The 23,121-nt window shown below is 40.8% G+C and carries 25 protein-coding genes, 3 tRNA genes and 1 riboswitch; of the genes, 19 read left to right on the forward strand and 9 right to left on the reverse strand.

What is annotated here, in order from left to right; all coding sequences use genetic code 11:
* Positions 1-50: 50 nt before the first annotated feature.
* Positions 51-617, reverse strand: a complete 567-nt coding sequence (efp, locus tag H4J63_RS13455; protein ID WP_010555265.1) for an elongation factor P — start codon at positions 615-617, stop codon at positions 51-53.
* Positions 618-658: 41 nt separating this feature from the next.
* Between efp and epmB the strand changes: the two genes are divergently transcribed.
* A complete protein-coding gene (gene epmB, locus H4J63_RS13460) occupies positions 659-1,672 on the forward strand; it encodes an EF-P beta-lysylation protein EpmB (RefSeq protein WP_182197068.1) in 1,014 nt (337 codons plus the stop codon).
* A gap of 7 nt (positions 1,673-1,679) precedes the next feature.
* On the opposite strand, the gene H4J63_RS13465 is transcribed toward epmB, so the two are convergent.
* The gene (locus tag H4J63_RS13465; protein WP_002960797.1) at positions 1,680-1,889 is read right to left on the reverse strand and encodes a hypothetical protein; all 210 of its coding nucleotides are present in this window, start codon (positions 1,887-1,889) and stop codon (positions 1,680-1,682) included.
* Positions 1,890-1,960: 71 nt separating this feature from the next.
* On the opposite strand from H4J63_RS13465, the gene H4J63_RS13470 reads away from it, so the two are divergent.
* Positions 1,961-2,251: a prephenate dehydrogenase gene (locus H4J63_RS13470; protein ID WP_182197055.1), complete on the forward strand. Its 291-nt coding sequence runs from the start codon at positions 1,961-1,963 to the stop codon at positions 2,249-2,251.
* Between the two features lie 47 nt (positions 2,252-2,298).
* Here H4J63_RS13470 and H4J63_RS13475 read toward each other — a convergent pair whose 3' ends face one another.
* Positions 2,299-2,790: a DUF3016 domain-containing protein gene (locus tag H4J63_RS13475; RefSeq protein WP_010555263.1), complete on the reverse strand. Its 492-nt coding sequence runs from the start codon at positions 2,788-2,790 to the stop codon at positions 2,299-2,301.
* Between the two features lie 279 nt (positions 2,791-3,069).
* Between H4J63_RS13475 and galE the strand changes: the two genes are divergently transcribed.
* A complete protein-coding gene (gene galE / locus H4J63_RS13480) occupies positions 3,070-4,086 on the forward strand; it encodes a UDP-glucose 4-epimerase GalE (protein WP_024589785.1) in 1,017 nt (338 codons plus the stop codon).
* Between the two features lie 860 nt (positions 4,087-4,946).
* On the opposite strand, the gene H4J63_RS13485 is transcribed toward galE, so the two are convergent.
* Complete coding sequence (locus tag H4J63_RS13485; protein WP_182197057.1) at positions 4,947-7,064, reverse strand: TonB-dependent receptor; 2,118 nt, start codon at positions 7,062-7,064, stop codon at positions 4,947-4,949.
* Positions 7,065-7,148: 84 nt separating this feature from the next.
* On the opposite strand from H4J63_RS13485, the gene H4J63_RS13490 reads away from it, so the two are divergent.
* From H4J63_RS13490 to H4J63_RS13525, 8 genes are all read left to right on the forward strand, one after another.
* Positions 7,149-7,547 (forward strand): thioesterase family protein, encoded by a 399-nt coding sequence (locus H4J63_RS13490; RefSeq protein WP_010555268.1) that lies wholly within the window; start codon positions 7,149-7,151, stop codon positions 7,545-7,547.
* A gap of 126 nt (positions 7,548-7,673) precedes the next feature.
* Positions 7,674-8,072 carry an META domain-containing protein gene (locus H4J63_RS13495; protein ID WP_010555269.1) on the forward strand — a complete coding sequence of 133 codons (399 nt, stop codon included), beginning with the start codon at positions 7,674-7,676 and terminating at the stop codon, positions 8,070-8,072.
* A gap of 107 nt (positions 8,073-8,179) precedes the next feature.
* Positions 8,180-8,294, forward strand: a riboswitch (TPP riboswitch).
* Between the two features lie 142 nt (positions 8,295-8,436).
* On the forward strand, positions 8,437-10,389 hold the full coding sequence (thiC, locus tag H4J63_RS13500; RefSeq protein ID WP_024606377.1) for a phosphomethylpyrimidine synthase ThiC: 1,953 nt from the start codon (positions 8,437-8,439) through the stop codon (positions 10,387-10,389).
* Between the two features lie 124 nt (positions 10,390-10,513).
* A complete protein-coding gene (locus H4J63_RS13505) occupies positions 10,514-11,524 on the forward strand; it encodes an FAD-dependent oxidoreductase (RefSeq protein ID WP_182197059.1) in 1,011 nt (336 codons plus the stop codon).
* Positions 11,525-11,531: 7 nt separating this feature from the next.
* Entirely contained in the window at positions 11,532-11,726 is a 195-nt protein-coding gene (thiS, locus tag H4J63_RS13510) for a sulfur carrier protein ThiS (protein WP_024606375.1), read from the forward strand.
* Positions 11,727-11,731: 5 nt separating this feature from the next.
* Positions 11,732-12,523, forward strand: coding sequence for a thiazole synthase (locus H4J63_RS13515; protein ID WP_182197061.1), 792 nt, complete (start codon positions 11,732-11,734; stop codon positions 12,521-12,523).
* A 10-nt stretch (positions 12,524-12,533) separates the two neighbouring features.
* Positions 12,534-14,069 carry a thiamine phosphate synthase gene (thiE, locus tag H4J63_RS13520; protein WP_024606373.1) on the forward strand — a complete coding sequence of 512 codons (1,536 nt, stop codon included), beginning with the start codon at positions 12,534-12,536 and terminating at the stop codon, positions 14,067-14,069.
* Between the two features lie 35 nt (positions 14,070-14,104).
* Entirely contained in the window at positions 14,105-14,854 is a 750-nt protein-coding gene (locus H4J63_RS13525) for a HesA/MoeB/ThiF family protein (protein ID WP_182197063.1), read from the forward strand.
* A 393-nt stretch (positions 14,855-15,247) separates the two neighbouring features.
* Here H4J63_RS13525 and asd read toward each other — a convergent pair whose 3' ends face one another.
* Complete coding sequence (gene asd / locus H4J63_RS13530; protein ID WP_024606371.1) at positions 15,248-16,114, reverse strand: archaetidylserine decarboxylase; 867 nt, start codon at positions 16,112-16,114, stop codon at positions 15,248-15,250.
* Between the two features lie 15 nt (positions 16,115-16,129).
* Complete coding sequence (rsgA, locus tag H4J63_RS13535) at positions 16,130-17,188, reverse strand: small ribosomal subunit biogenesis GTPase RsgA (RefSeq protein ID WP_024606370.1); 1,059 nt, start codon at positions 17,186-17,188, stop codon at positions 16,130-16,132.
* Positions 17,189-17,309: 121 nt separating this feature from the next.
* Here rsgA and orn point away from each other — a divergent pair, with 121 nt between their 5' ends.
* The 4 genes from orn (at position 17,310) to H4J63_RS13555 (ending at position 18,637) form a co-directional block, all read left to right on the forward strand.
* Positions 17,310-17,855: an oligoribonuclease gene (gene orn, locus H4J63_RS13540; RefSeq protein ID WP_024606369.1), complete on the forward strand. Its 546-nt coding sequence runs from the start codon at positions 17,310-17,312 to the stop codon at positions 17,853-17,855.
* Positions 17,856-18,193: 338 nt separating this feature from the next.
* Positions 18,194-18,269 (forward strand) — tRNA-Gly (locus tag H4J63_RS13545).
* A 96-nt stretch (positions 18,270-18,365) separates the two neighbouring features.
* A tRNA-Gly gene (locus H4J63_RS13550) sits at positions 18,366-18,441 on the forward strand.
* Positions 18,442-18,561: 120 nt separating this feature from the next.
* A tRNA-Gly gene (locus H4J63_RS13555) sits at positions 18,562-18,637 on the forward strand.
* 231 nt (positions 18,638-18,868) lie between these two features.
* Here the strand turns inward: H4J63_RS13555 and H4J63_RS13560 are convergent.
* From H4J63_RS13560 to H4J63_RS13570, 3 genes are all read right to left on the reverse strand, one after another.
* Complete coding sequence (locus H4J63_RS13560) at positions 18,869-19,297, reverse strand: secondary thiamine-phosphate synthase enzyme YjbQ (RefSeq protein WP_024595808.1); 429 nt, start codon at positions 19,295-19,297, stop codon at positions 18,869-18,871.
* Positions 19,294-19,761 (reverse strand): chemotaxis protein CheX, encoded by a 468-nt coding sequence (locus tag H4J63_RS13565; protein ID WP_166419386.1) that lies wholly within the window; start codon positions 19,759-19,761, stop codon positions 19,294-19,296. Before H4J63_RS13565 ends, H4J63_RS13560 begins: the two co-directional genes overlap by 4 nt.
* A gap of 75 nt (positions 19,762-19,836) precedes the next feature.
* Positions 19,837-20,274 (reverse strand): transcriptional repressor, encoded by a 438-nt coding sequence (locus H4J63_RS13570; RefSeq protein WP_007580267.1) that lies wholly within the window; start codon positions 20,272-20,274, stop codon positions 19,837-19,839.
* A 95-nt stretch (positions 20,275-20,369) separates the two neighbouring features.
* Here H4J63_RS13570 and H4J63_RS13575 point away from each other — a divergent pair, with 95 nt between their 5' ends.
* The 4 genes from H4J63_RS13575 (at position 20,370) to H4J63_RS13590 (ending at position 22,912) form a co-directional block, all read left to right on the forward strand.
* Positions 20,370-20,990 carry a MarC family protein gene (locus H4J63_RS13575; RefSeq protein ID WP_024589771.1) on the forward strand — a complete coding sequence of 207 codons (621 nt, stop codon included), beginning with the start codon at positions 20,370-20,372 and terminating at the stop codon, positions 20,988-20,990.
* A 666-nt stretch (positions 20,991-21,656) separates the two neighbouring features.
* Positions 21,657-21,971, forward strand: a complete 315-nt coding sequence (locus tag H4J63_RS13580) for a hypothetical protein (RefSeq protein ID WP_182197064.1) — start codon at positions 21,657-21,659, stop codon at positions 21,969-21,971.
* Complete coding sequence (locus H4J63_RS13585; protein ID WP_138577943.1) at positions 21,968-22,297, forward strand: hypothetical protein; 330 nt, start codon at positions 21,968-21,970, stop codon at positions 22,295-22,297. Before H4J63_RS13580 ends, H4J63_RS13585 begins: the two co-directional genes overlap by 4 nt.
* Positions 22,298-22,393: 96 nt before the next feature.
* Positions 22,394-22,912 carry an HD domain-containing protein gene (locus H4J63_RS13590; RefSeq protein ID WP_138577945.1) on the forward strand — a complete coding sequence of 173 codons (519 nt, stop codon included), beginning with the start codon at positions 22,394-22,396 and terminating at the stop codon, positions 22,910-22,912.
* The last annotated feature ends 209 nt before the right edge of the window (positions 22,913-23,121 follow it).

Genomic DNA, 23,121 nt, shown 5'->3' on the forward strand with positions numbered 1-23,121 from the left:
CCAAAAAAAAATCCCAGCGTAAGCTGGGATTTTATAAACAATGTTAAAGCTTACTTAACACGGCTTACGTATTCACCGTTACGAGTGTCTACTTTAATTACTTCGCCAATTTGTACGAATAATGGAACTCGTACCACAGCGCCTGTGCTAAGCGTTGCTGGTTTACCACCAGTACCCGCTGTATCGCCTTTAAGGCCAGGATCTGTTTCAGTGATCTCAAGCTCAACAAAGTTAGGTGGTGTAACAGCAATAGGGCTGCCGTTCCATAATGTAATTGTGCATAAATCATTTTCAACTAACCATTTTACTGAATCGCCTAGTGCTTTTTCGTCAGCAGCAATTTGCTCAAATGTTTCGTTGTTCATGAAATGCCAAAATTCGCCGTCTGTGTATAGATACGCTAAATCAGTATCCATTACATCAGCACCTTCAACTGATTCACCCGATTTAAAGGTTTTTTCAAGCACCTTACCAGAGATAAGTTTACGGATACGAACACGGTTAAACGCCTGGCCTTTACCAGGTTTTACCATTTCATTTTCTAAGATACTGCAAGGCTCGCCGTCCATCATAATTTTTAGGCCGCCCTTGAACTCGTTGGTGCTATAATTCGCCATCGTTTCCTCTATTTATATTTTTTCGAGTAATCTACATGCCAATGATACAAAGAAATGAAGCAAATTTGCATAAAAACTGGCAAAAAGAATTAGCAAATGTAGTTACCTGCCCAAAAACCTTGCTTGAAATGGTCGGTTTATCGAGCCAAGTCCATGAAAACGACCTAAAAGCCCGTAGTTTATTTCCGGTACGCGTGCCTATCCCTTTTATAAAAAAAATACGCAAAGGCGATCCAAACGATCCTCTTTTGCTACAAGTTATGCCACGCCATCAAGAATTTTTGACTAAATCGGGTTTTAATAAAGATCCCCTACTTGAGCAAGATAACGACCAACCAGGCGTTTTACATAAGTATAAATCACGTGTTTTAGTGATGTTTAAAACCGGCTGTGCTGTAAATTGTCGTTACTGCTTTAGAAGGCATTTTCCGTATCAAGAGAACCAACTCAATAAAAAAAGTCTGCTAGAAACACTGAGCTATATAAAATCAGATACTGATATAAACGAAGTGATTTTAAGTGGTGGCGATCCACTGATGGCCAAAGACGATGCAATAAGCTGGTTTTTGGATGAGCTTGAGCAATTACCACAAATAAAACGAATGCGAATTCATAGCCGCTTGCCAGTAGTTATACCGGCGCGAGTTACCGATGAGTTATGTGAGAGATTAGCAAAGTCGTCATTAAAAATTATTTTTATTAATCACATAAACCACGCAAACGAAATAGACGCTGATTTTAAAGCTGCCATGCAAAAGCTTAAACAAGCAAACGTAACGCTTCTAAACCAAGCTGTAATTTTAAAAGATGTGAACGATACGCTCGATGCGCAAATAAATTTAAGCGAAGCGTTATTTGACGCAGACGTATTGCCGTATTATTTGTATTTGCTCGATAAAGTTGAAGGGGCGAGCCACTTTGATATTAATGAAGCGCAAGCAATTGAAATAATGGCAGAGCTATTAAAAGCTCTGCCTGGATTTTTAGTGCCTAAATTAGTAAGAGAAATCGGTGGTCAAAAAAGCAAAACACCTATCGATCTTAAGCTAATTTAAAACAGCATTAAACGTATATATTTACGTTGTTACCCAATGATGCTGTTACCGATTTAGCCGGTGTTTGCGCACTTGACGATTGTGCAGCACCTTCAATAAGTGCAAGAGCCGCCGCGCCATCTGCTAACTGCTGCTTTTTAGATAAAGCAGCGCTGTAAAGCTCACTGCCTTGGCCTGAGCCAGAAACAGCGGGTAAACTTGTGCCTGATATATTCATATAACAAACCTGACTTTTAAATGTAATCCAAGTATTATGTCGGCAATGCAGTGCAAAGCTTTAGGAAAACCATGGATTCTATTATTGAACAACTCAACACTAACTTAAAAATTGTTTATCGTCAGGCACTTGATGCTGACAAAAAACTCGACGAGCTTCAACAGCAAGGTCACGGTAAGTTTAAAGCCTTATTTACTGCCGATTCTGGCTTTAGCTTTGAAGCTAAACGTTTTAAGCCTTACGTACTTGACGTAGCCGCTGATGTTGAAAGCTTATCTAACGATGGTTTTGAAGAAGAAAAACTGAAAACAACCGTTATTAAGTTACAACAAATACTCACGTTGTTAGCTACTTTTAAGTAAAGCTTAAAAATAAAAATGCCGCTATTTAGCGGCATTTTTATTTTCAGTTAATCTAAACTTGGTAATATTTGTTCACCAAACCACTCTGTTAGTAAGCGTTTTTCGTAATAAAATGATTCGTCGCGGCCCATTTTAATTTTATCCATAAAGCCCATATCTTTAAGCTCCACATCAGTATCTTTACTTAGCACTGTACCGTCGTTATCGGTTAACGAATAATTTAGCTTAATGCGTGGAAAATAAATTGGTTTTACTACACGAATCTCGTCCATACCACCATAACGCACATCACCTGCTAAATCTAAATCTGTAAACTCTACATTTAATTTATAGTCTTTTGGCAATTGCTCGGCTAGTTTAGCCATATGCTTTTCGAAACTTGCTGCCACACTTTTGTGATATGAGCTCTTTGTTTGGTTTGACGCTCGCACATCACGATAATCATTAAAGTCATGCCATTTAACAACAGACTCACCAGCATGGGCAAGCGCAGGTAATGCGATACACATTGTTGTTGCTATTTTTTTAACTAAATTCATATCTTTCTCCAAAGAGGTAGACCAATCACAAAAGTGTAGATTGGAGTAAACCTAGCATTAGCTATTACTAGACTCATTTTAGCACTTGTTTATTAACTATAACTTAATCTTACGTATAAAGTGTTACTTGTACTGAGTAAAATGTAATCAAAAGTACTTAATTTACCGTTATTAAAAAAAGATGTTATTTAAACTATAGAAATTACAGATAAAGCATGTAAATCACCTCCATTTATGGTGAAATTAACTCAATTGATAAAAGGTACCCACGGAGCTTTCATGACTATTTTAGTAACCGGTGGCGCTGGCTATATTGGCTCGCACACTGTTTTAGAACTTTTACAGCAAGGTAACGATGTTGTTGTTATTGATAATTTAAGTAACTCATCACAAGAATCACTTGCGCGCGTAAAGAATATTACAGGCAAAGAGGCCACTTTTTACCAAGGCGATATTCTCGATAAACCCTTTTTAGATTCAGTATTTGCAAAACACACGGTTGATAGTGTTATACATTTTGCGGGCTTAAAATCAGTAGGCGAGTCGGTTGCAAAGCCCATTGAGTACTATCAAAACAATGTACAAGGTACGCTTACGCTTGTTGATGCAATGCGCGATGCTGGTGTATTTAAATTAGTATTTAGCTCGTCAGCCACAGTATACGGCGACCCTGCAAGCTTACCAATTAAAGAAGACTTTCCTGTAGGCGGTACTACTAACCCGTACGGCACATCTAAGCTGATGGTTGAGATGATGCTACAAGATATCGCTAAATCAGATGAGCGCTTTGCGTTTGCTATTTTGCGTTACTTTAACCCAGTGGGTGCACATGAGTCGGGCTTAATTGGTGAAGATCCTAATGGTATTCCAAACAACCTTTTACCGTTTATCGCACAAGTAGCGGTAGGTAAATTAAAGCAACTCGCTGTATTTGGTGATGACTACGACACAGTTGATGGCACAGGTGTACGCGACTATATACACGTTGTAGATTTAGCTATTGGTCATTTAAAAGCGCTTGATAAAATTGCCAGCAGTACGGGTGCATTAGTTTATAACCTAGGTACTGGTAATGGTTACTCTGTACTACAAATGGTTAATGCATTTATTAAAGCAAGCGATCAGGCTGTACCCTATCAGGTTTCACCTCGCCGCCCTGGTGATATTGCAGCGTGTTATGCAGCGCCAGAAAAAGCACTTAATGAACTTGGCTGGGAAGCTGTGCGCGGTATTGATGAAATGATGCAAGATACCTGGCGCTGGCAGTCAAATAACCCTAACGGTTATAAGGGTTAAGTAAAACAAGCTTTGCGCTTACAATAAGTGCACGGCATCAAGCCGCGCATACCGAGCATTTTAAACACCGAATTCAATTTTATGGCTGCGTCGTAGGCGTAGAGCTTACTCACGCGAAAAGCACAGCTTTTAATATTCAAACTGATTGTTACCTACTTTTGGCTCTCTAAAGCGCAGCGTCCTCTTAGCCTCTTTGTGAATAAATCACTTAAAATCTTATTGCACAAAGAGAAGCAAAAGAGGAGTAAATGAGAAAACATAAAACATAGTAATTATCTATTTTTACTTCTCTAAAGCGCAGCGCCCTCTTAGCCTCTTTGTGAATAAATCAATTAAAACCTTATTGCACAAAGAGAAGTAAAAGAGGAGCAAATGAGAAGAGACCAAAAACCAGAAATTACGAGCTTCGCTCGTCACGCTAGCAAGCTGGGCGTCTACCACATGTTTTATTGTTACTTATTTGATATGCAAAGAGCGTGATGCTTGACCTGTAGGCGTGCAGCTTGCTGACGCGTTAAAGCGAAGCTTTAAGCTCTTTTTATTTGGTTAGTTTAAAGTAATTAGAAGCTTCGCTTCTCACGTGAGAAAGCTCTACGTCTACCACACGTTTTATTGTTACTTATTTGATATGCAAAGAGCGTGATGCTTGACCTGTAGGCGTGCAGCTTGCTGACGCGTTAAAGTGAAGCTTTAAAAAGTTGTTTGATTATATGTCGCTTATGCTTAGTTTAAAGTAATTAGAAGCGTTGCTTCTCACGTGAGCAAGCTTGACGTCTACAAATAAAAACACCGCGTTTAATTTAAACGCGGTGTTTTTTATTGCTTGCTGTAGCTTTCATTTGAAAGCCAACGACTGTGTTTTACAGATTAAGTGTAAACGTAACACCTGCTACACGAGGCTCACCGAGTTGTGTATATGTCTGTGTTGTAATACCATCACGAGGATCATTATCAAACTCAAAGCCACGTGTTGGGACTGTTTCGTCAAACACGTTACGAGCCCATGCGCGAACTGCCCACATGTCTGCTTCGTAGCCAAAGCTTAAATTAACTAAGTTGCTGCTTGGCGCTTGTGAGTTGTGACTATCTGAGAAATAGTAATCGTCTTTCCCTTCAACACCCATCATACCGTAAAGCTCACTTGTAAAGTTATAGCGAGCAGTGAATGCATATTGATATTTAGGTGATTGTGCTTGTTCGCGGCCGTCTTGGTTTAAGCCTGACTGCGTTACAAAGTCGTCTATTTCAGTATTTAAGTAACCAGCACTACCCGTTAAAAATAGATTATCAGTTAGTTGGTAACTACCCTCAATTTCTAGTCCGTAGTTTCTACCAGAACTTGCGTTATCAACATAACCGGTAAATTGCTGACCTTCTACTTGCCATGCTTTTAACTGAATATCGTCGCGGTGCATGTAAAATGCAGCTAAGCGAAGCGTAAATTTGTCATCAAGTGATGAACCTTTAACACCAAATTCGCCGCTCCATAAATATTCAGGGTCGAAACTGGTGTGTTGCTGGAAAAAATCAGCGCTTAGGTTTAAGCCTTCATCTTTAGCTTTCGCTAGTGCTTCTGAGTTAATACCGCCGGCCTTGTAGCCACGGGTTATGCTGGTGTAGATCATGGTACGATCAATTACTTGATATTCTAGAGCAATTTTACCGCCAACCATTACGTCGTCGGTGTCTTGTATAAAGCCATTGCTATCGGTGTAGTCGCCTTGGTATTGCTCTACACGTAAACCTGTAATTAATGTTGTTTTAGGGCCAATTGGAGTTGCTACTTGACCATATACTGCAACGTTACTCGTTTCGTAAGTTGAAGAAAATGGGCTTGCTAGCCATGTGTATTGGCGCTCTAAGTCAACGTCACGGTTTTGGTAATAAATACCCGCAACCCAGTTACCTGTTTTAGAGTTAAACTGTAAATCTACAGACTGATCGTCGCGATCGCGGCTGTAAAGATCGGTTGAGCTGTATCCATCAGGGTGTAAGCCTGCAGCACATAACTTTGGCTCACTTGTATCGTTACATACCCAGTCTTCGTCAAAGCTGTAAAGTAATTCGGTATCGATAGCCGAGAGGTTTAGATTTACATCAAAAGCGTCAAAACCCGTGTAAGTATTATTAACACCGATTGCGTAGCTTTCTTGATTATCTTGCCCTGGCTCATCGGCAACACTATTGCGGCTGTTATCAAGCGTAAATGCATCGTAACCGTTGTTTATATCAATATAGTGAAGGTTTAACTCAGTATTTAAATGCTTTGTAAGCTGACTGTTTATTTTAAAGCGGGCTACTTGTTCGTCTTGATTTTGTGTTTCGTCATTTAAATACAAGTTATCTACGTAACCGTCTGACTTTCTGCGAAAGTAGCTAACGCGTGCGCTAGTGTCATCTGTTAAGCCTGTGCTTGCTGCAATGCCTGCTTCACGTGTGTTGTATGTGCCAGCACCTACTTGTAATTTTAAACTTGGATCGCTCGTGGCTTTAGCTGAACCCATTTGGATCATACCCGCCATGCCGTCTGCGCCAAAGCGTGTACCTTGTGGGCCACGATAAATTTCTACTTGGTCTATATCAAATAATAATGAGCTGCCACCAAGACCAGAATAGTTAATGCCATCAATTACTAAGCCTACAGATGGATTAATAGGGTCTACAAATTGTGAGCGAAGTCCCACGCCACGAATTTGGATGTAACGACCACGCGACGCACCAGATGCAAAATTTACATTGGCGGCACTGCCTAACATTTCGTCTAAGTAACTTGCACCACGTTGATTAATTTCATCTTCGCTGAATAAGCTCGCACTCGCGCTTAAAGTTTGAATGCTTTCGCGCTGAAAATCGCCGGTTACAACAATTCTTTCTAGGTCGCTATCATCAGCGTTAGCTGCAATTGGTGCACCAAGCAGCGGTAAAAGTGCGGCAGTAATTAAAGACAAACGTAAGTTCATTGGGTTACTTAACTCCATTTTAGGGACTCGTATGGTAGCAATTATTTAAACACATGTGCTATAAACGCGGCAATTATACGTTAAATAATCAGGATTACTAATATGACCTTTAAAGTTGACTTCAAAGTACGTGATTACGAATGTGACTTACAAGGTATCGTAAATAACAGTGTTTATTTTAATTATTTAGAGCATGCTCGCCATGAATTTTTGTACGCACACGGTATTGATTTTGCTCAATTAGCGAAAGATAAAATTAACCTAGTCGTGATGCGCAGCGAAATGGACTATAAACATTCACTATTACCTGGGGATGAATTTTATGTGGCTGTAGAGCCGCAGCGTATTAGTCGTTTAAAATTTGCGTTTAAGCAAACGGTTATACGTAAAAGCGATGAAAAAGTAATGCTCAATGCACTGGTTATAGGAACGTCCGTTAATGAAAAAGGTAGGCCGTTTTTACCAGAGCAAATAGATAACGTATTCAAAACTACAACTTAGTGCTTAATTGTATAACTTTTAAACTATCATAGAACAAAAATTTACATTTAAAACATGCATTTTTAACGGATAAAGGGCATAAATATTGTTACAATTATATTAATTAGACAATTAGTTAGTAGTAGCATGAAATTAGCAGCAATACCGATGCTTATAGTCGGTTTATGTGTTGGTTGCGCATCAACAGGGACGGTTACCAGTGAGCAGCTTAAATACACCCAATGGCAATTATCACGTGTTGATGGTTTAGCAATTCCACCTTCGTTTAATGCATCAATGAGCTTTATTGAGGCACTGCAAGTAAACGGTTTTGCTGGCTGTAACAAATTTTTTGGTGAGGGCTCGCTTGAAGAAAGTAACCTTACCGTAAGTAAATTAGGAATGACGCGCAAGTCGTGCGGCGAAGACCTTGATGAGTTTGAGCAGCAGTTATTACAAGCCTTAAAGCAAGGTGCCGAGCTTAAAATGCAAGACCAGCAATTAGTCATGCAAGGCGAGCAAACATTTGTGTTTATCCCTAAATAATTTTAAGTTTTTGAAAAACAGCCCCTTGCGGGCAGTTTTTAACTGACGTACACTCAGTGCAGATTTGTTGGGTAATACCTTCAAATCAATGAACAGAATTTATATATCAATACTTGTCGGAGTGCCAAAGCTAAGTAATTAGTTTGTGGCTGAGATCGCGAAAGCGGGATCCGTGAACCTGATCAGGTTAATACCTGCGTAGGGAACAAGCTGCCTAAATCAGGACGCTTGTGCGTCTTTTTTTATGCGCACAATAAAGTGATTTTGTTTTTTTAGGCTGCAAAGTAGCATGTACGCTACTTTACGATCTTTCTCTATTCCTCGGAATATCTGACAAGACAACCCTTAAGCAATGAGGCAAGTCATGTCAAATACTACAAATAAAGCGTCACGCCGAGAAACTCGTGCTGCCGCGTCTGAATATATTTATAACTTAACGGGTCAACCGTTCCCAAATTCTCATAAAGTATACGTTGAAGGTACTCAACCAGGCGTGCGCGTTGGTATGCGTGAAATCACGTTAAGTGATACGTTTATTGGCGGCACAGATGAAAACCCTGTTTATGAGTCAAACGATCCGCTTCGTGTTTACGATACGTCGGGCCCGTATACCGATCCTAATTTTGAACTAGACGTGCGTAAAGGCTTACCAAAATTTCGTGAACAGTGGATTGAAAGCCGTAGTGACACTGAGGTTTTAGAATCAGTGACGTCGCAGTTTTCGCAGCAACGCATGGCGGATGAAGGGCTGGATCATATTCGCTTTGATCACCTTCCAAAAATTCGCCGTGGTATCGCGGGTAAAAACGTAACGCAAATGCACTACGCACGCCAAGGAATTATTACTCCTGAAATGGAATACGTAGCCGTTCGCGAAAATATGGGACGTGCAGAAATTCGTAAAGAATTACTAGCCGCTCAGCATAAAGGCGAGTCGTTTGGTGCGAGTATTCCTGAATTTATTACCCCAGAGTTTGTACGCGACGAAATAGCCCGTGGTCGCGCTATTTTACCAAATAATATAAACCACCCAGAAACCGAACCTATGATTGTAGGGCGTAACTTTTTAGTTAAAGTTAACGCCAACATTGGTAACTCATCGGTTAGCTCATCTATTGAAGAAGAAGTAGAAAAAATGGTGTGGTCTACCCGCTGGGGTGCAGACACCGTGATGGACTTATCAACGGGACGCTACATTCACGAAACGCGCGAATGGGTTGTACGTAACTCGCCTGTCCCTATTGGCACAGTACCGATTTATCAAGCGCTTGAAAAAGTAAACGGTGTGGCTGAGGATTTAACGTGGGAAATTTTCCGCGATACGCTTATAGAGCAAGCCGAGCAGGGCGTTGATTACTTTACTATTCACGCCGGTGTATTACTTCGTTATGTACCAATGACGGCTAAACGCGTGACCGGCATTGTGTCGCGCGGTGGCTCAATTATGGCTAAGTGGTGTTTGGCGCATCATAAAGAAAATTTTTTATACACGCACTTTGAAGACATTTGCGAAATTTTAAAACAATACGATGTGTGTTTTTCACTTGGTGATGGACTTCGCCCTGGTTCGATTGCTGATGCTAACGATGAAGCGCAGTTTAGTGAGCTACGCACATTAGGTGAACTGACTAAAATTGCGTGGAAGCACGATGTACAGGTATTTATTGAAGGCCCAGGTCATGTGCCAATGCACATGATTAAAGCCAATATGGATGAGCAATTAAAGCATTGCGACGAAGCGCCATTTTATACATTAGGTCCGTTAACCACCGATATTGCACCAGGGTACGACCATATTACCTCGGGTATTGGGGCGGCTCAAATAGCATGGTACGGCTGTGCAATGCTTTGTTATGTAACACCTAAAGAGCATTTAGGTCTGCCAAATAAAGAAGATGTTAAAGAAGGCTTAATTACCTACAAAATTGCAGCGCATGCCGCTGATTTAGCAAAAGGTCACCCTGGCGCGCAAGAGCGCGATAACGCCTTATCAAAAGCGCGCTTTGAGTTTAGATGGCATGATCAATTTAATATTGGTTTAGATCCAGAGCGTGCTCGCGAATATCACGATGAAACCTTGCCGCAAGAATCAGGCAAAGTGGCTCACTTTTGCTCTATGTGTGGTCCTAAATTTTGCTCTATGAAAATTAGCCAAGAAGTGCGTGATTACGCTAAAGATTTAGAAACACGAGGTATTGATCCAAATGATGCTGGCGAGGCTATTGAAATTAAAATGGTTGATGTAGAAGCCGAAATGAAAGCTAAATCAGCTGAGTTTAAGCAAACAGGCTCAGAGATTTACCACAAAGCGGTATAAAACAATTATTGCAAGAGATGCAGACGTAGGTGAGGTGTTATACCTCGCTTCTTTAAAAGTTGAAGAAGTGCGAGTGAATTCGCACCTACTTATGTACTACTAGTAACTGCTTTTGGAGGCCTTTATGTTTTATAACATTGCGGTGGTTGGGTTTGGTTTAGCGGGCAGGTTAGCTGCGCTTACGCTGAGCAAACATCATCATGTAACGGTGTTTGAAGCAGACGACGAGCATACACAAAATAGCGCAGGTAAAGTGGCAGCGGCAATGCTCGCCCCGCTTGCTGAGTCGGTGTTATGCGAGGCTGATTTAGCTTTAATGGGCCTTGATTCAATGAAGCGCTGGCCGGGTATTATTGCTGAACTTGAAAGTGAGGTTTTTTTTCAGCAGCAAGGCACTTTGGTCATTGCGCACCAACAGGACAAAGGCGATTTACAAAGCTTTGCACAGCGTATAAAACCGCTAGCTGATCACACTGCCGAGCATATAAATGCTCAACAAATTACAAAGCTTGAACCTGAACTTGCAGGGCGCTTTAATCAAGGTTTATTTTTACCCTGCGAGGGGCAAATAGATAACCAAGCATTTTATAAAGCCAGCTTTGCACAGCTCAACAAACGCAAAGTAAAGTTTGTATTTAATCAGCGCGTAACCATTAGCGACAACAAAATAAATAATCGACCATTCGATTACATTATTGATTGCCGTGGGCTTGGTGCTAAAAATACTCAAGTTGATAAACCGCTTAGAGGTGTGCGCGGCGAAGTAGCAAGGTTATACGCACCAGAGGTAAGTTTAATCAGGCCCGTGCGTTTAATGCATCCGCGTTATCCAATTTATATAGCGCCTAAACCCAATAATGAATATGTAATTGGTGCGACCGAAATCGAATCGCAAGACAGCGGCGCGGCAACAGTGCGCTCAACCCTTGAATTACTTTCAGCCGCTTATACCGTACATAGCGGGTTTGCCGAAGCACGACTACTTAATATTCAAGCTGGATTACGCCCCGCATTTAGCGATAACCGCCCAGAAGTATCACAAGTTGGTAATGTAATTAGCATTAACGGCTTATATCGACATGGTTATATGTTGGCGCCGGCATTAGTGGCGCAAGCAGTTTCACGAATAGAGTGAGAATAAAATGAACATTACAATTAATGGCGAGCTACTTAATGTTAATAGCAAAGCGCTCGTTGAGGTACTTCAAAGTTTTGGTGCAGCCGCGCCTTTTGCTGTTGCTGTTAATAGCGAATTTATTCCACAAAGTCAGCACAGTAACTATGTACTTAATGAAGGCGACAGTGTTGAGTTGCTATCGCCCATTCAAGGCGGATAAAGCTCATGCAAACTAAAGGCTGTTTAACTATTTATGGAGAGCAAATAAAGAGTCGTTTATTGATAGGCTCTGCGCTTTATCCGTCGCCCGATATTATGACCCAATCGATAGTTGCCTCTGGGGCTGAAATAGTAACTGTGTCGCTAAGACGCCAACAAAGTGCAGCAGCGGGTGATGACTTTTGGCAGTTAATAAAAAATACAGGTTTAAAAATACTGCCTAATACCGCAGGGTGCCACAGTGTTAAAGAAGCGATAACGCTTGCAAAAATGTGCCGAGAGGTATTTGCCACCGATTGGATAAAGCTAGAGCTGATTGGCGATGATTACAATTTACAACCAGATCCTTTTGCGCTACTTGAAGCGACAAAAATATTGATTAATGATGGCTTTAAGGTACTGCCTTATTGCACCGATGACTTAGTACTTTGCCAGCGTTTAAATGAGCTAGGGTGTGAGGTTCTTATGCCGTGGGGAGCACCAATAGGTACAGGCAAAGGCTTGTTAAATAGCTATAATTTAAAAACTATTCGAGAGCGCTTACCCAATACTACATTGATAGTAGATGCAGGTTTAGGTTTGCCATCGCATGCCTGCCAAGCACTCGAAATGGGGTATGATGCGGTATTATTAAATTCAGCCATTGCAGGGGCGGGTTGCCCAATTACTATGAGCCGCGCATTTAAAGCCGCAGTTGAAGCGGGGCGCTTTGCATACAAAGCAAAAGCGATGCCGGAAAAAGACGTAGCAGCCCCATCAACCCCTACAATGGGGATGCCATTTTGGCATCAGCAGTGAAGGAAAAAATATGAATAACGTAGTATGGACAATTGCCGGCTCTGACTCTGGCGGCGGTGCAGGCATTCAAGCTGATATAAAAGCAATGCAAAGTTTTGGTGTGCATGGCTGCACGGCAATTACAGCGCTTACTGCGCAAAATAGTTTAGGTGTGGAGGCTATTAATGCAGTGTCTACGGATATTATTGAATCGCAGTTACTAGCGCTTGAAAAAGACATGAAAGCCAAAGTGATAAAAATTGGTATGTTAGCTAACGTGCAGCAAATTCAGTTAATCAGTGAACATATAAGTCATTATAAAGCTAAGTGGCCAGTGCCTCCCATTATTGTATATGACCCTGTTGCGATTGCCTCAAGCGGTGACTTACTAACAGAAGAAGATACGGTAAGCGCAATTAAAGAATGTTTACTGCCGCTGGTGGATGTAATAACCCCAAACACCCACGAAACACAGTTATTAACCGGTGTGTATTTAATTGGCCCTGCGGCAATAAAAGAAGCGGCTAATAAGCTATTAAGCTGGGGTGCAAAAGCCGTTGTTATTAAAGGCGGGCATTGGGATTACCCAAGTGGTTATTGCATTGATTATTGTGTAAATAATTTTACGCAAAATGGTGAAGAGTATTGGCTTGGTAATCAAAAAATACAAACACCGCATAACCACGGCACCGGATGTAGCATGGCTTCGGTAATAGCTGCGTGTTTAGCTAAAGACTACCCATTAAAAGACGCCTTTATTTTAGCTAAAGCATATATAAACCAAGGGCTAAAACAGTCTGTACGCTACGGCGAGGGAATTGGACCGGTTGCTCAGACTTCATTTCCCACTAATTTAGCAGATTACCCACAAGTGATTGAGCCAGGTAGCTGGCTTGGTGATGAACTCGATTTTGATGTGCCGCTTGATTTTAATATGGCTGCTGATTTTGCAACGTGCGAAAGTAAGTCGCTTGGCTTATATGCAGTTGTAGATAGTACCGATTGGTTAGAAAAGTGCCTACAACAAGGCATTAAAACAGCGCAGTTACGTGTTAAAAATAAAACGCAAGACGAGCTTGATGGGCTCATTAAGCAAGCTGTTGAGCTGGGCAAGCAATACAACGCACAGGTATTTATAAACGACTACTGGCAGTTAGCTATTAAACATGGTGCGTATGGTGTGCATTTAGGGCAAGAGGATTTAGAGATTGCTAATTTGGCAGCAATTAAAGACGCTGGGTTAAGGCTTGGGCTTTCGACTCATGGTTTTTATGAAATGCTGCGTGCGCATAATTATCGCCCTAGTTACATGGCATTTGGTGCTATTTACCCAACCACAACAAAAGACATGACAGGTCAAATACAAGGTCTTGAAAAGCTCATTAAGTTTGTACCACTTATGCAAAGTTACCCAACAGTAGCAATAGGTGGTATAGATTTAAGCCGTGCTGAGCAGGTAACTAAAACCGGCGTAGGCAGTGTTGCCGTAGTGCGTGCGATTACCGAGGCTGATAATTACGTAGAGGCTATAAGCGCTCTGCAAGTGGCCATAAGCAGTGCACATTAATACTAACAAGGCTAATCTTAATATGGTCAGTAAAAGTGAATGAGCTAAGCGATAAAGAAACCTTACGATACAGCCGCCATTTATTGCTTGAAGAAGTAGGGCTTGAAGGGCAATTAACGCTTAAAACTTCAACGGTTGCGGTTGTTGGGGCAGGCGGGTTAGGTAGCCCAGCACTTTTGTATTTAGCTGCGGCGGGTATTGGAACGCTTATTTTAATTGACGATGACGAGGTTGAGCTTTCAAATTTACAGCGCCAAGTGCTTTATAAAATAAATCACTTAGGGCAAAACAAGGTCGCCGCCGCAGGTAAAGTATTAGCGAGTCTTAATAATCAAATAGAAATAGTAACGCATTGTAAAAAATTAGATGAGAGTAATGCAGCCTACATGCTAAAAGGGGCTGACATAGTACTTGATTGCTCTGATAACTTTAGCACTCGCTATTGTGTTAATCGTTATTGTATTGCTAATAAAACACCGTTAATTTCTGGTGCTGCACTCGCAACTAAAGGGCAGTTAATGGGCTTTGACTTTAGGCAAAGTGATAGCCCATGTTATGGCTGTGTTTTTCCACAAAGCGAAGCTACACCCGTTATAAATTGCAGTAACGCAGGAGTGATTAGCCCGCTACTGGGTGTAATTGGCTCTATGCAGGCGCAACTTACGCTCAACTTATTAATGGGGCATGCAGAGGGATGTGTATTTATAACGTTTGATGCGCTTACTTTAAAGCAGCAGCACTTTAAAGTGATTAAAGATTCAGAGTGTAAAGAGTGTGGTAAATAGGTTTTTGAGGGGCTTGTGCTTGTTATTACATGTGGCGTTAAAGAATTAAAAGCTGCGCTTTTCGCGTGAGCAAGCTTCACGCCACAGTACATCAAAATTCTTACACCAAACTTGTATACGCACAGCTTGCTGGCGTGACGAGCAAAGCTCGTAATTTCTATGCCAGATGTCTTCTCATTTACATCTCTTTTGCTTCTCTTAGTGCAATAAGATCTTAAGTGATTTATTCACAAAGAGGTTAAGAGGGCGCTTCGCTTTAGAGAAGCCAATTAATAGCTATCAGTTATAAATATTAAAAGCGGCGCTTTACGCGTGTGCAGGCTTTACCCCTTCAAAAATAAAAAACCGCGTTAATTAAACGCGGTTTTTTTAATTTCGAATTAACGATTTATTTTAGTCGTTAATTTTTGCAAACGCAGTACCTAAGCGAGTAACCACTTCAGGTAATTGATCGTCCAGTATTTCCGCTTTATCAGCACCCCATGCAAGTACCACAGTAGAGCCTAATTTAAAGCGGCCCATTTCTTCACCCTTTTTAAGCGTGATGGCATTATCGCCAGTGGTTGGGTATTTCCAACTAAATACATCGCTACCTGCTGGTGGCGTGACAGTACCGGCCCAAATAGTTTCTATGCTGGCTACAATTGTTGCGCCAACAAGTACCATTGCAAGCGGACCAATTTCAGTTTCAAAAATTGCTACCACACGTTCGTTACGTGCAAACAAGTTAGGCACGTTTTGCGCTGTAAGTGGATTTACTGAAAATAAGTCTCCTGGCACGTAAACCATTTTGCTTAGGGTGCCATCAATTGGCATATGAATACGGTGGTAATCTTTAGGCGCTAAATAAATAGTGGCAAACTTACCGCCTAAAAATGGTGTTGTGTCATCTTGTGAGCCGCCTAGTAGCGCTTGTAAGCTGTAATCGTGACCTTTAGCTTGTATTAGCTGTCCGTCAACAATATCGCCTAGCTGGCTGATTGCGCCATCCACTGGCTGAGTGATGATATTGCTATCTTCTACCATTGGGCGCATGCCGTCTTTTAAAGGACGAGTAAAAAATTCATTAAAGCTTTTATAATGAGCCGGATCTGGGTATTGCGCTTCGCTCATGTCTACTTTGTATTGCTTAATAAATAGTTTAATTAAAGTAGTTGTTAAAGCGCCCGCTTTTGCAGCAGCTAATTTACCTACTACGCGTGAAATAAAATGTTTTGGCATTGCGTACTGCATTGCGATTTTAAATTTGTCTAAACTCACAGTATTTATCCTAAATTATACGCGAGGCGCACGGGCGCCTGCACGGCCATCGGCCATTGTTTCTAAAATTCGGTGGTAGCTGTCAAAGCGCAATTGAGAAATTCTGCCATCGGCTACAGCTTCTTTAACTATGCAACCCGGATCGTTTAAATGTTTACAGTCTCTAAAGCGGCACCCGCCTATAAATTCTCTAAACTCTTTAAAACACCACGTTACACGCTCAACATCTAAATGCCATAATCCAAATTCACGAATTCCTGGCGAGTCGATTAGGTTACCGCCACTTGGTAAATGGTGTAGTCGCGAAACTGTTGTTGTGTGCTGGCCTAAGCCGCTGTTTTCAGATACTTCTTTAGTTAATATTTCAGCGTTAGGCAATACAGTATTAACGAGGGTTGATTTCCCCACACCACTTTGGCCAACAAAAATATTATTTTTATCAACAAGTACTTCTTTTAATTTATCAATACCATCGCCTGATATATTACTAACAAGGAGTACTTGGTAATCAAGTTTACGATAGATATCGAGAACTTTTTGTATTTCGCTAAGGCCTGCTTCGTCAATTAAATCGGTTTTATTGAGCACTAAAATTGGCTCAATACCCATATCTTCACAGGCTATTAAATAACGGTCGATAATACTAGGGGTAAACTCGGGTAATACAGCTGATACCATTAATATTTGGTCAATGTTTGCTGCAATAACTTTTACACCGTCGTAAAAGTCAGGGCGGGTAAGTTGCGAACGACGCTCTTGCGTGGCTTCAATTACACCGGCTAAATCGCCTTCACTTACTTTGGCACGGCGAAACAATACTTCATCACCACATACTAAATTAGACACGGTACGGCGTATATTACAGCGAAGTACATCGCCATTTTCAGTTTCGACATCGGCGTGCTGGCCAAAACGACTGATCACAATTGCGCTCTCGACCTGACCTAAGTTATCGGTTTGCCATTCTTGCGCCCCTTTTTTAGCCGGTCTTGAGTCTGCGCTATTAATGCGCTTTTGGTGATTGGCCTTGATCTGACGCGATTGGCCTTTACTTAATTTTTTTTGTTTTGCCACTGGAGGCCTATAACCTTAATTAAATGTCGCTTTTCCTAAAAAAAGCTTTAGCTCGACGGTTGATGCTAATATGATATATCGAAATGCGTTGGATCTAAAGGAAAGCACCGCTTAGGTAATTATGACTATTAATAAATCAAATTTAATTTGGCTCGATCTTGAAATGACAGGGCTCGAACCAGAGACCGATAAAATACTCGAAATTGCGACGGTTGTCACTGACGCAGACTTGAATATATTAGCCGAAGGGCCAACTATCGCTATTCATCAAAGTGATGAATTACTAAATGGTATGGACGAGTGGTGTACTACTCAGCATGGAAAGTCAGGTTTAACAGCGCGCTGTAAAGCAAGTACTTTCGATGAAGAGTATGCCGTTGCACAAACTTTAGATTTTTTAAAGCAGTGGGTGCCTGCGGGTGTATCACCAATGTGTGGTAATTCAATTGGGCAAGATCGCCGCTTTATGAATAAATATATGCGCGAGCTTGAAGATTTTTTCCATTACCGAAATCTTGACGTAAGTACTATTAAAGAATTAGCACGTCGCTGGAAACCAGAAGTTCTTGCAAAAGTGAACAAAAAAGGCTCGCATCTTGCTCTGGATGATATTAAAGATTCGATTATGGAATTAAAAGTCTATAGAGAAATTTTCTTTAATTTGTAAAAAACACTTGCAAACACATCGGATTATTGTAGAATCCTGCCCCGCTCAAGACGATAACCCACGCGGGGTTAGTGTGTTTGAGTGATTGAATTACCATCAATAAATATGGTACTAGCTCAGTTGCTAGAATGTTGAACGCGACCTGTCGCGCACCAACGTAAAATAACTGAAGAAATAAAAAATGCGGTACTAGCTCAGTTGCTAGAATGTTGAACGCGACCCGTCGCGCACCAACGTAAAATAACTGAAGAAATAAAAAATGCGGTACTAGCTCAGTTGCTAGAATGTTGAACGCGACCCGTCGCGCACCAACGTAAAATAACTGAAGAAGTGAAAATGCGGTACTAGCTCAGTTGGTAGAGCGCGACCTTGCCAAGGTCGAGGTCACGAGTTCGAGCCTCGTGTACCGCTCCAATTTCTAACCAAAAGAAATTGAAGTGAATAAAAGCTAGCTCAGTTGCTAGGATGTTGAACGCAATTTATTGCGCATCAATAAAATAACTGAAAAATGCGGTACTAGCTCAGTTGGTAGAGCGCGACCTTGCCAAGGTCGAGGTCACGAGTTCGAGCCTCGTGTACCGCTCCAATTTCTAACCAAAAGAAATTGTAGTGATAGTAAATTTAGTTATACGGTACTAGCTCAGTTGCTAGAATGTTGAACGCGACCTGTCGCGCTTAAGCGTAAAATAACTAAAGAAATAAAAATGCGGTACTAGCTCAGTTGGTAGAGCGCGACCTTGCCAAGGTCGAGGTCACGAGTTCGAGCCTCGTGTACCGCTCCAATCTTTTTATATTCTTTCAAAATTTTCTATATTAAAAATCATAAATAAAATTATAATTTAAAATCTCTCTTATCTACTTTATTCTATGTGCAATATTCAGCATTGAAGTTTTGGTTGTTAGAAGCTATCGCTTCGCGCGAGCTCAGCGCCACAAGAAAGGTGTCGTACTTTGAAGTTATGAGGTATGAGTGAGGTACAGAAGAGCTAATACTTTGAAACCTGAAGATTTTGTTAAAATAGCTCCCCTTGAATAGTTGCTATAACTCGTCTAGAGCCACCAGAATCACGATGTTCACCTAAATAAATGCCTTGCCATGTACCTAACGCTAAATAACCATTTGAAATAGGAATACTTAGCTCGCAGCCTAACGTACTGGTTTTTATGTGTGCAGGCATGTCGTCGTCACCTTCATAATCGTGGCGATAATAAGGTTGACGCTCAGGAACGAATTTATTGAAATGGCTTTCCATGTCCATACGAACAGTGGGATCTGCATTTTCGTTTATTGTAAGGCTCGCTGAGGTATGCTGAATAAATAAATGCAACAAACCAACTTTATAACTCGCCAGTTCAGGCAGCTGAGACAATATTTCATCATCAATTATATGAAAACCTCGCGGGCGAGGCTTTAATGTAATTTGCTTTTGCTGCCAACTCATAGTTTATCGAAACTAACTTCAATGTTTGCATTACCAGCATCACAGCTAAATGGCATGATGATTTTTTTACCTTGGCTTTTATGAGTAATTGTATGACCCTTACCCGATACCACAATAGGCGTTGCCATATCAAAATCAAACCCTTTTTCGCCTAGTAAGTTTTTAGCGCCGCCAGTTACCATGTTGGTTATTTCGCCAACCATGTCAGTTACTTCTTCGTCTATAGTGTCAGGACGTTCGCCAAGCATACGTTCCATAATGGTCAACGCTAACTCTTCATCAAACGTAATTGAAAACGATCCACGAGTTTGCGGGCCAACCATGCCAATCAAACCTGATACATCACCACAGGCTATCTCATCAGTTTTAATGCGAGGTTTACCTGGCTTCAATTGAGTTTGAGCCATAGTGCTCAGAACATTAATTAAAGAAGATAAAAAAGGATTGATGAATTCTACATTCATAGTGGCTACTCTTAAATTTGTTCTGTGAAATGACTATATAGTTTGAGTATAGTCACTAAGGATAACTTTGAAGGATTATGATGCTCTGCAAGATTCACATTTACCATGTGCTTCTATTGTTTGACCTGATACGACAAAGCCACCTTCGGCAGCTAGATTATTAAGCTCATGCGAAATTACACTCGAGTGTAATTCTTTAACAAAGCCACATGTATCGCAAATTAGTAATTGTACCGGGTGAATATGATCAAAATGATGGCACAGCATAAATGCATTTGTGCTTTCAATTTTATGAATAAAACCTAGTTCAGCTAAAAAGTCTAATGCACGATAAATAGTTGCAGGTTTAGCACCTGTTTCAGTTACTTTTAATTGCTCAAGCAAATCGTATGCACCAACACCACCTTGTGCACTGGCTAATAGACGAAATACTTTCTCGCGGATAGGCGTAAAACGCGCACCACGGTTGTCACAAACTTGTTTTGCTTTACTTACGAGTGATTCTATATTCATCATTACTCTTATCCTTATGCTACCGTGATATACTAACATACTGTGTTGTAGTTGCAGCGTTTTTATTAAGCGCTTTTTACCTAGGAAACCCAGTAATGCACGAACTATTGGCTATATTTATTTTCTTTTTTGCGGTTATTGACCCCATTGGCACTGTACCTGTATTTATTGCAGTCACACGTGGTGATGATGAGAAATTTAAACGTAAAGTTATATTTAAAGCGGTAGGCGTATCTGCATTAGTGCTCTTATTTTTTGTACTCGCAGGTGAGCAATTACTTAACGCAATTGAAATTCCGCTTTCGGCTTTTCAAATAGCCGGCGGTATCATATTACTTATTTTTGCGCTTTCAATGATATTTGGTGAAAGTAAGCCTGAAGCCGAAATTAAAAGTGTACGCGACAGCACTGAAACCGCTATTTTTCCGCTTGCGATTCCGTCTATCGCGAGCCCCGGCGCTATGCTAGGCGCCGTATTAATGACTCGTAATGAAGAATATACCTGGGTTGAGCAATTACTAACGTCTTCAATGATGCTTGCTGTATTAGCGGTTGTACTGGTTTTGTTACTGCTTGCAACGCATGTACATAAATTAATTGGTGATAGTGGTGCAAGTATAATAAGTAGAATTATGGGGCTTATTTTAAGCTCGGTTGCGGTTACCAATATTTTAAATGGCATAGCCCATTATTTTGGCTTGCAGGTATTCTCTTAACATTGATGCCTGCCAGGCTTTTGTGTAAAATGCAGCGCCTTTTAAGCTGTGCTTAATAACTTTAATACCCTGAGGTTTGCTTTGAATAAATGTACTTTGGATAGACGCTTTTCTGTGGCACCAATGCTTGATTGGATGTGTTGTCATTAATAATCAATAGGTTAAGTTGTTCTTGGGGGACTATAGGGAGACCGAAATATAAAAACTGACCTGTAGTTTTTTCCATTAGTTTTTTTCGTGTGTCTTGCCTCATCGTTTTTACTGTAGTACTTTAAAATCTCACAATTCGAAATCGATACTTAGATAAAGATTACACTCAATTAACATTGGGTGGAGCGTCTAAGTTCGTGCCGCTTCACCTCTAGGAGCAGGCATGACCAGTAAAACGTTGTACAACACTTCCCCACAGCAGTACCAATCAAAAGCTATAGATAAACTTAGAAGTCAGTGCTACCCCCAGCTCGTGTCCAATGCTATGGATACCCTCAGTAATGGGCTAGAACCTCACAGTTATAGGATTTATAAACTTTTAGAAGAGGGGTGTGCGGAGTTAAAGCCTTATGAGCTCTACCACCTTTATCAAATTCTTACCGTTCCTGAACTGAATTATCCTGCTGAGAGGATATAAATACAATGCGAAAACAATGCCGTAGGAATAAACGCCGATTGTCTCAGCTATTAAAAGAGGCTCATGCTAATGGCGAGCGTATAGAGGCATGGATTGGTTTAATGAAAGCTCGTTCTCAAACAAAGGCATGGAATCGGCTCGCTAATCGATACGACGTGCATTTAGATTGGTCTAATACAGCTTTTGATACTGAATCTAAGTGGTTATTTGTACAGGAAGTTATTTACGCATCATCGACCACTAAAGGAAGGTTTAGAGTGTATATGAGCATAAATGAGTTCCCAATCGAGCAGAAAAATAGGTTTTCCAATTTACCGTGGGATCAAGATAGCTCCCCCATGGAGGTGTTATGAACGACATAAGTAAACTTAGCTTTATCAAGACATCGGCTAGGATTCCCATCAGTGACTTAAAGCTTAAAAAACGAAAAGATGGAGGCTTTAGAGAGCACCCTTCCATGTTTTTTAAGCGACGTTGCCTTAGTAACTTTACCTACAACAGCATGCAAGAGCTAGCTGCTCTATTAAATATTAAGGTGGAGGTATTAGAACTATTTATGGAAGCTAATTTGACCGTTGACCTAGTGTTTGCTGAGCAGCTAAGCAGAGCGACTAAAGTTGGTACTGCTACTTGGTTGGAACTTCAGCGTCAATATGATGAGTACATAAAGCATCTCTGATATAGATGGCTATAAGCGGATCACTACATTCCAAGTTTGAGGCTTACTTTTATATCCCCAGCAGCAGTGTAATTAAATTTTAAAAAAGGTACTAATATGAGCTCTCATAAGCTTTTAATTAAATCACTAGAGCTGGCTTCAAAAAATCATGCGCAGCAAAAGCGAAAGTCAGATGGATCACCTTACATTAATCACTTGATAGAAGTGACTGCCTTACTCACTGATATCGCTGAAATTGATGATGCAGATGAGCTAAGTGCTGCAATACTCCATGACATTTTAGAGGATACTGATGTAACTAGAGAGGAGCTCTATAAAACCTGTGGTAATCGTGTTCTGGAGTTAGTAGAGGCACTTTCTGACGATAAATCGCTATCATTAGAGGAGCGAAGAGAAAAGGTGCTTAAAGTGCTTCCAAAGAAGCATTCCTCCGTAAAACGTATCAAGTTAGCAGACTTGTGCTCTAATGCTTCTGCAATACCATCAGCTTGGACATTAAAACGGCAAACAGAATACTTTCAATGGTTAGATCAAGTTGCTGAAATTTGCAAAGAATCTAGCCTTGCGTTGCATAATGAGTATCTAAGAAGGAGAGCTGAGTATGTCGTTAAATAGGGCTCTCTAGTTAATCACGACATTTGTAGTTTTATGAAGGCTTGCCAGATAAGTCTTCGACTTTACTTAATCTGGCAAGTCCAAACCGGAGTTTTTCAAGTTAGTTGTCGCATCAAGTTAAATTTTATGCCGCCCGCATTGCTTCTTTTTTTTCTGGATTTAAATTTACTTCATTGATCATTGTCCAATCTCGAGATTTTCCTGACCAA

The sequence above is a fragment of the Pseudoalteromonas sp. 5Ae-yellow genome (genome assembly GCF_014077565.1).
GTDB lineage: Bacteria > Pseudomonadota > Gammaproteobacteria > Enterobacterales > Alteromonadaceae > Pseudoalteromonas.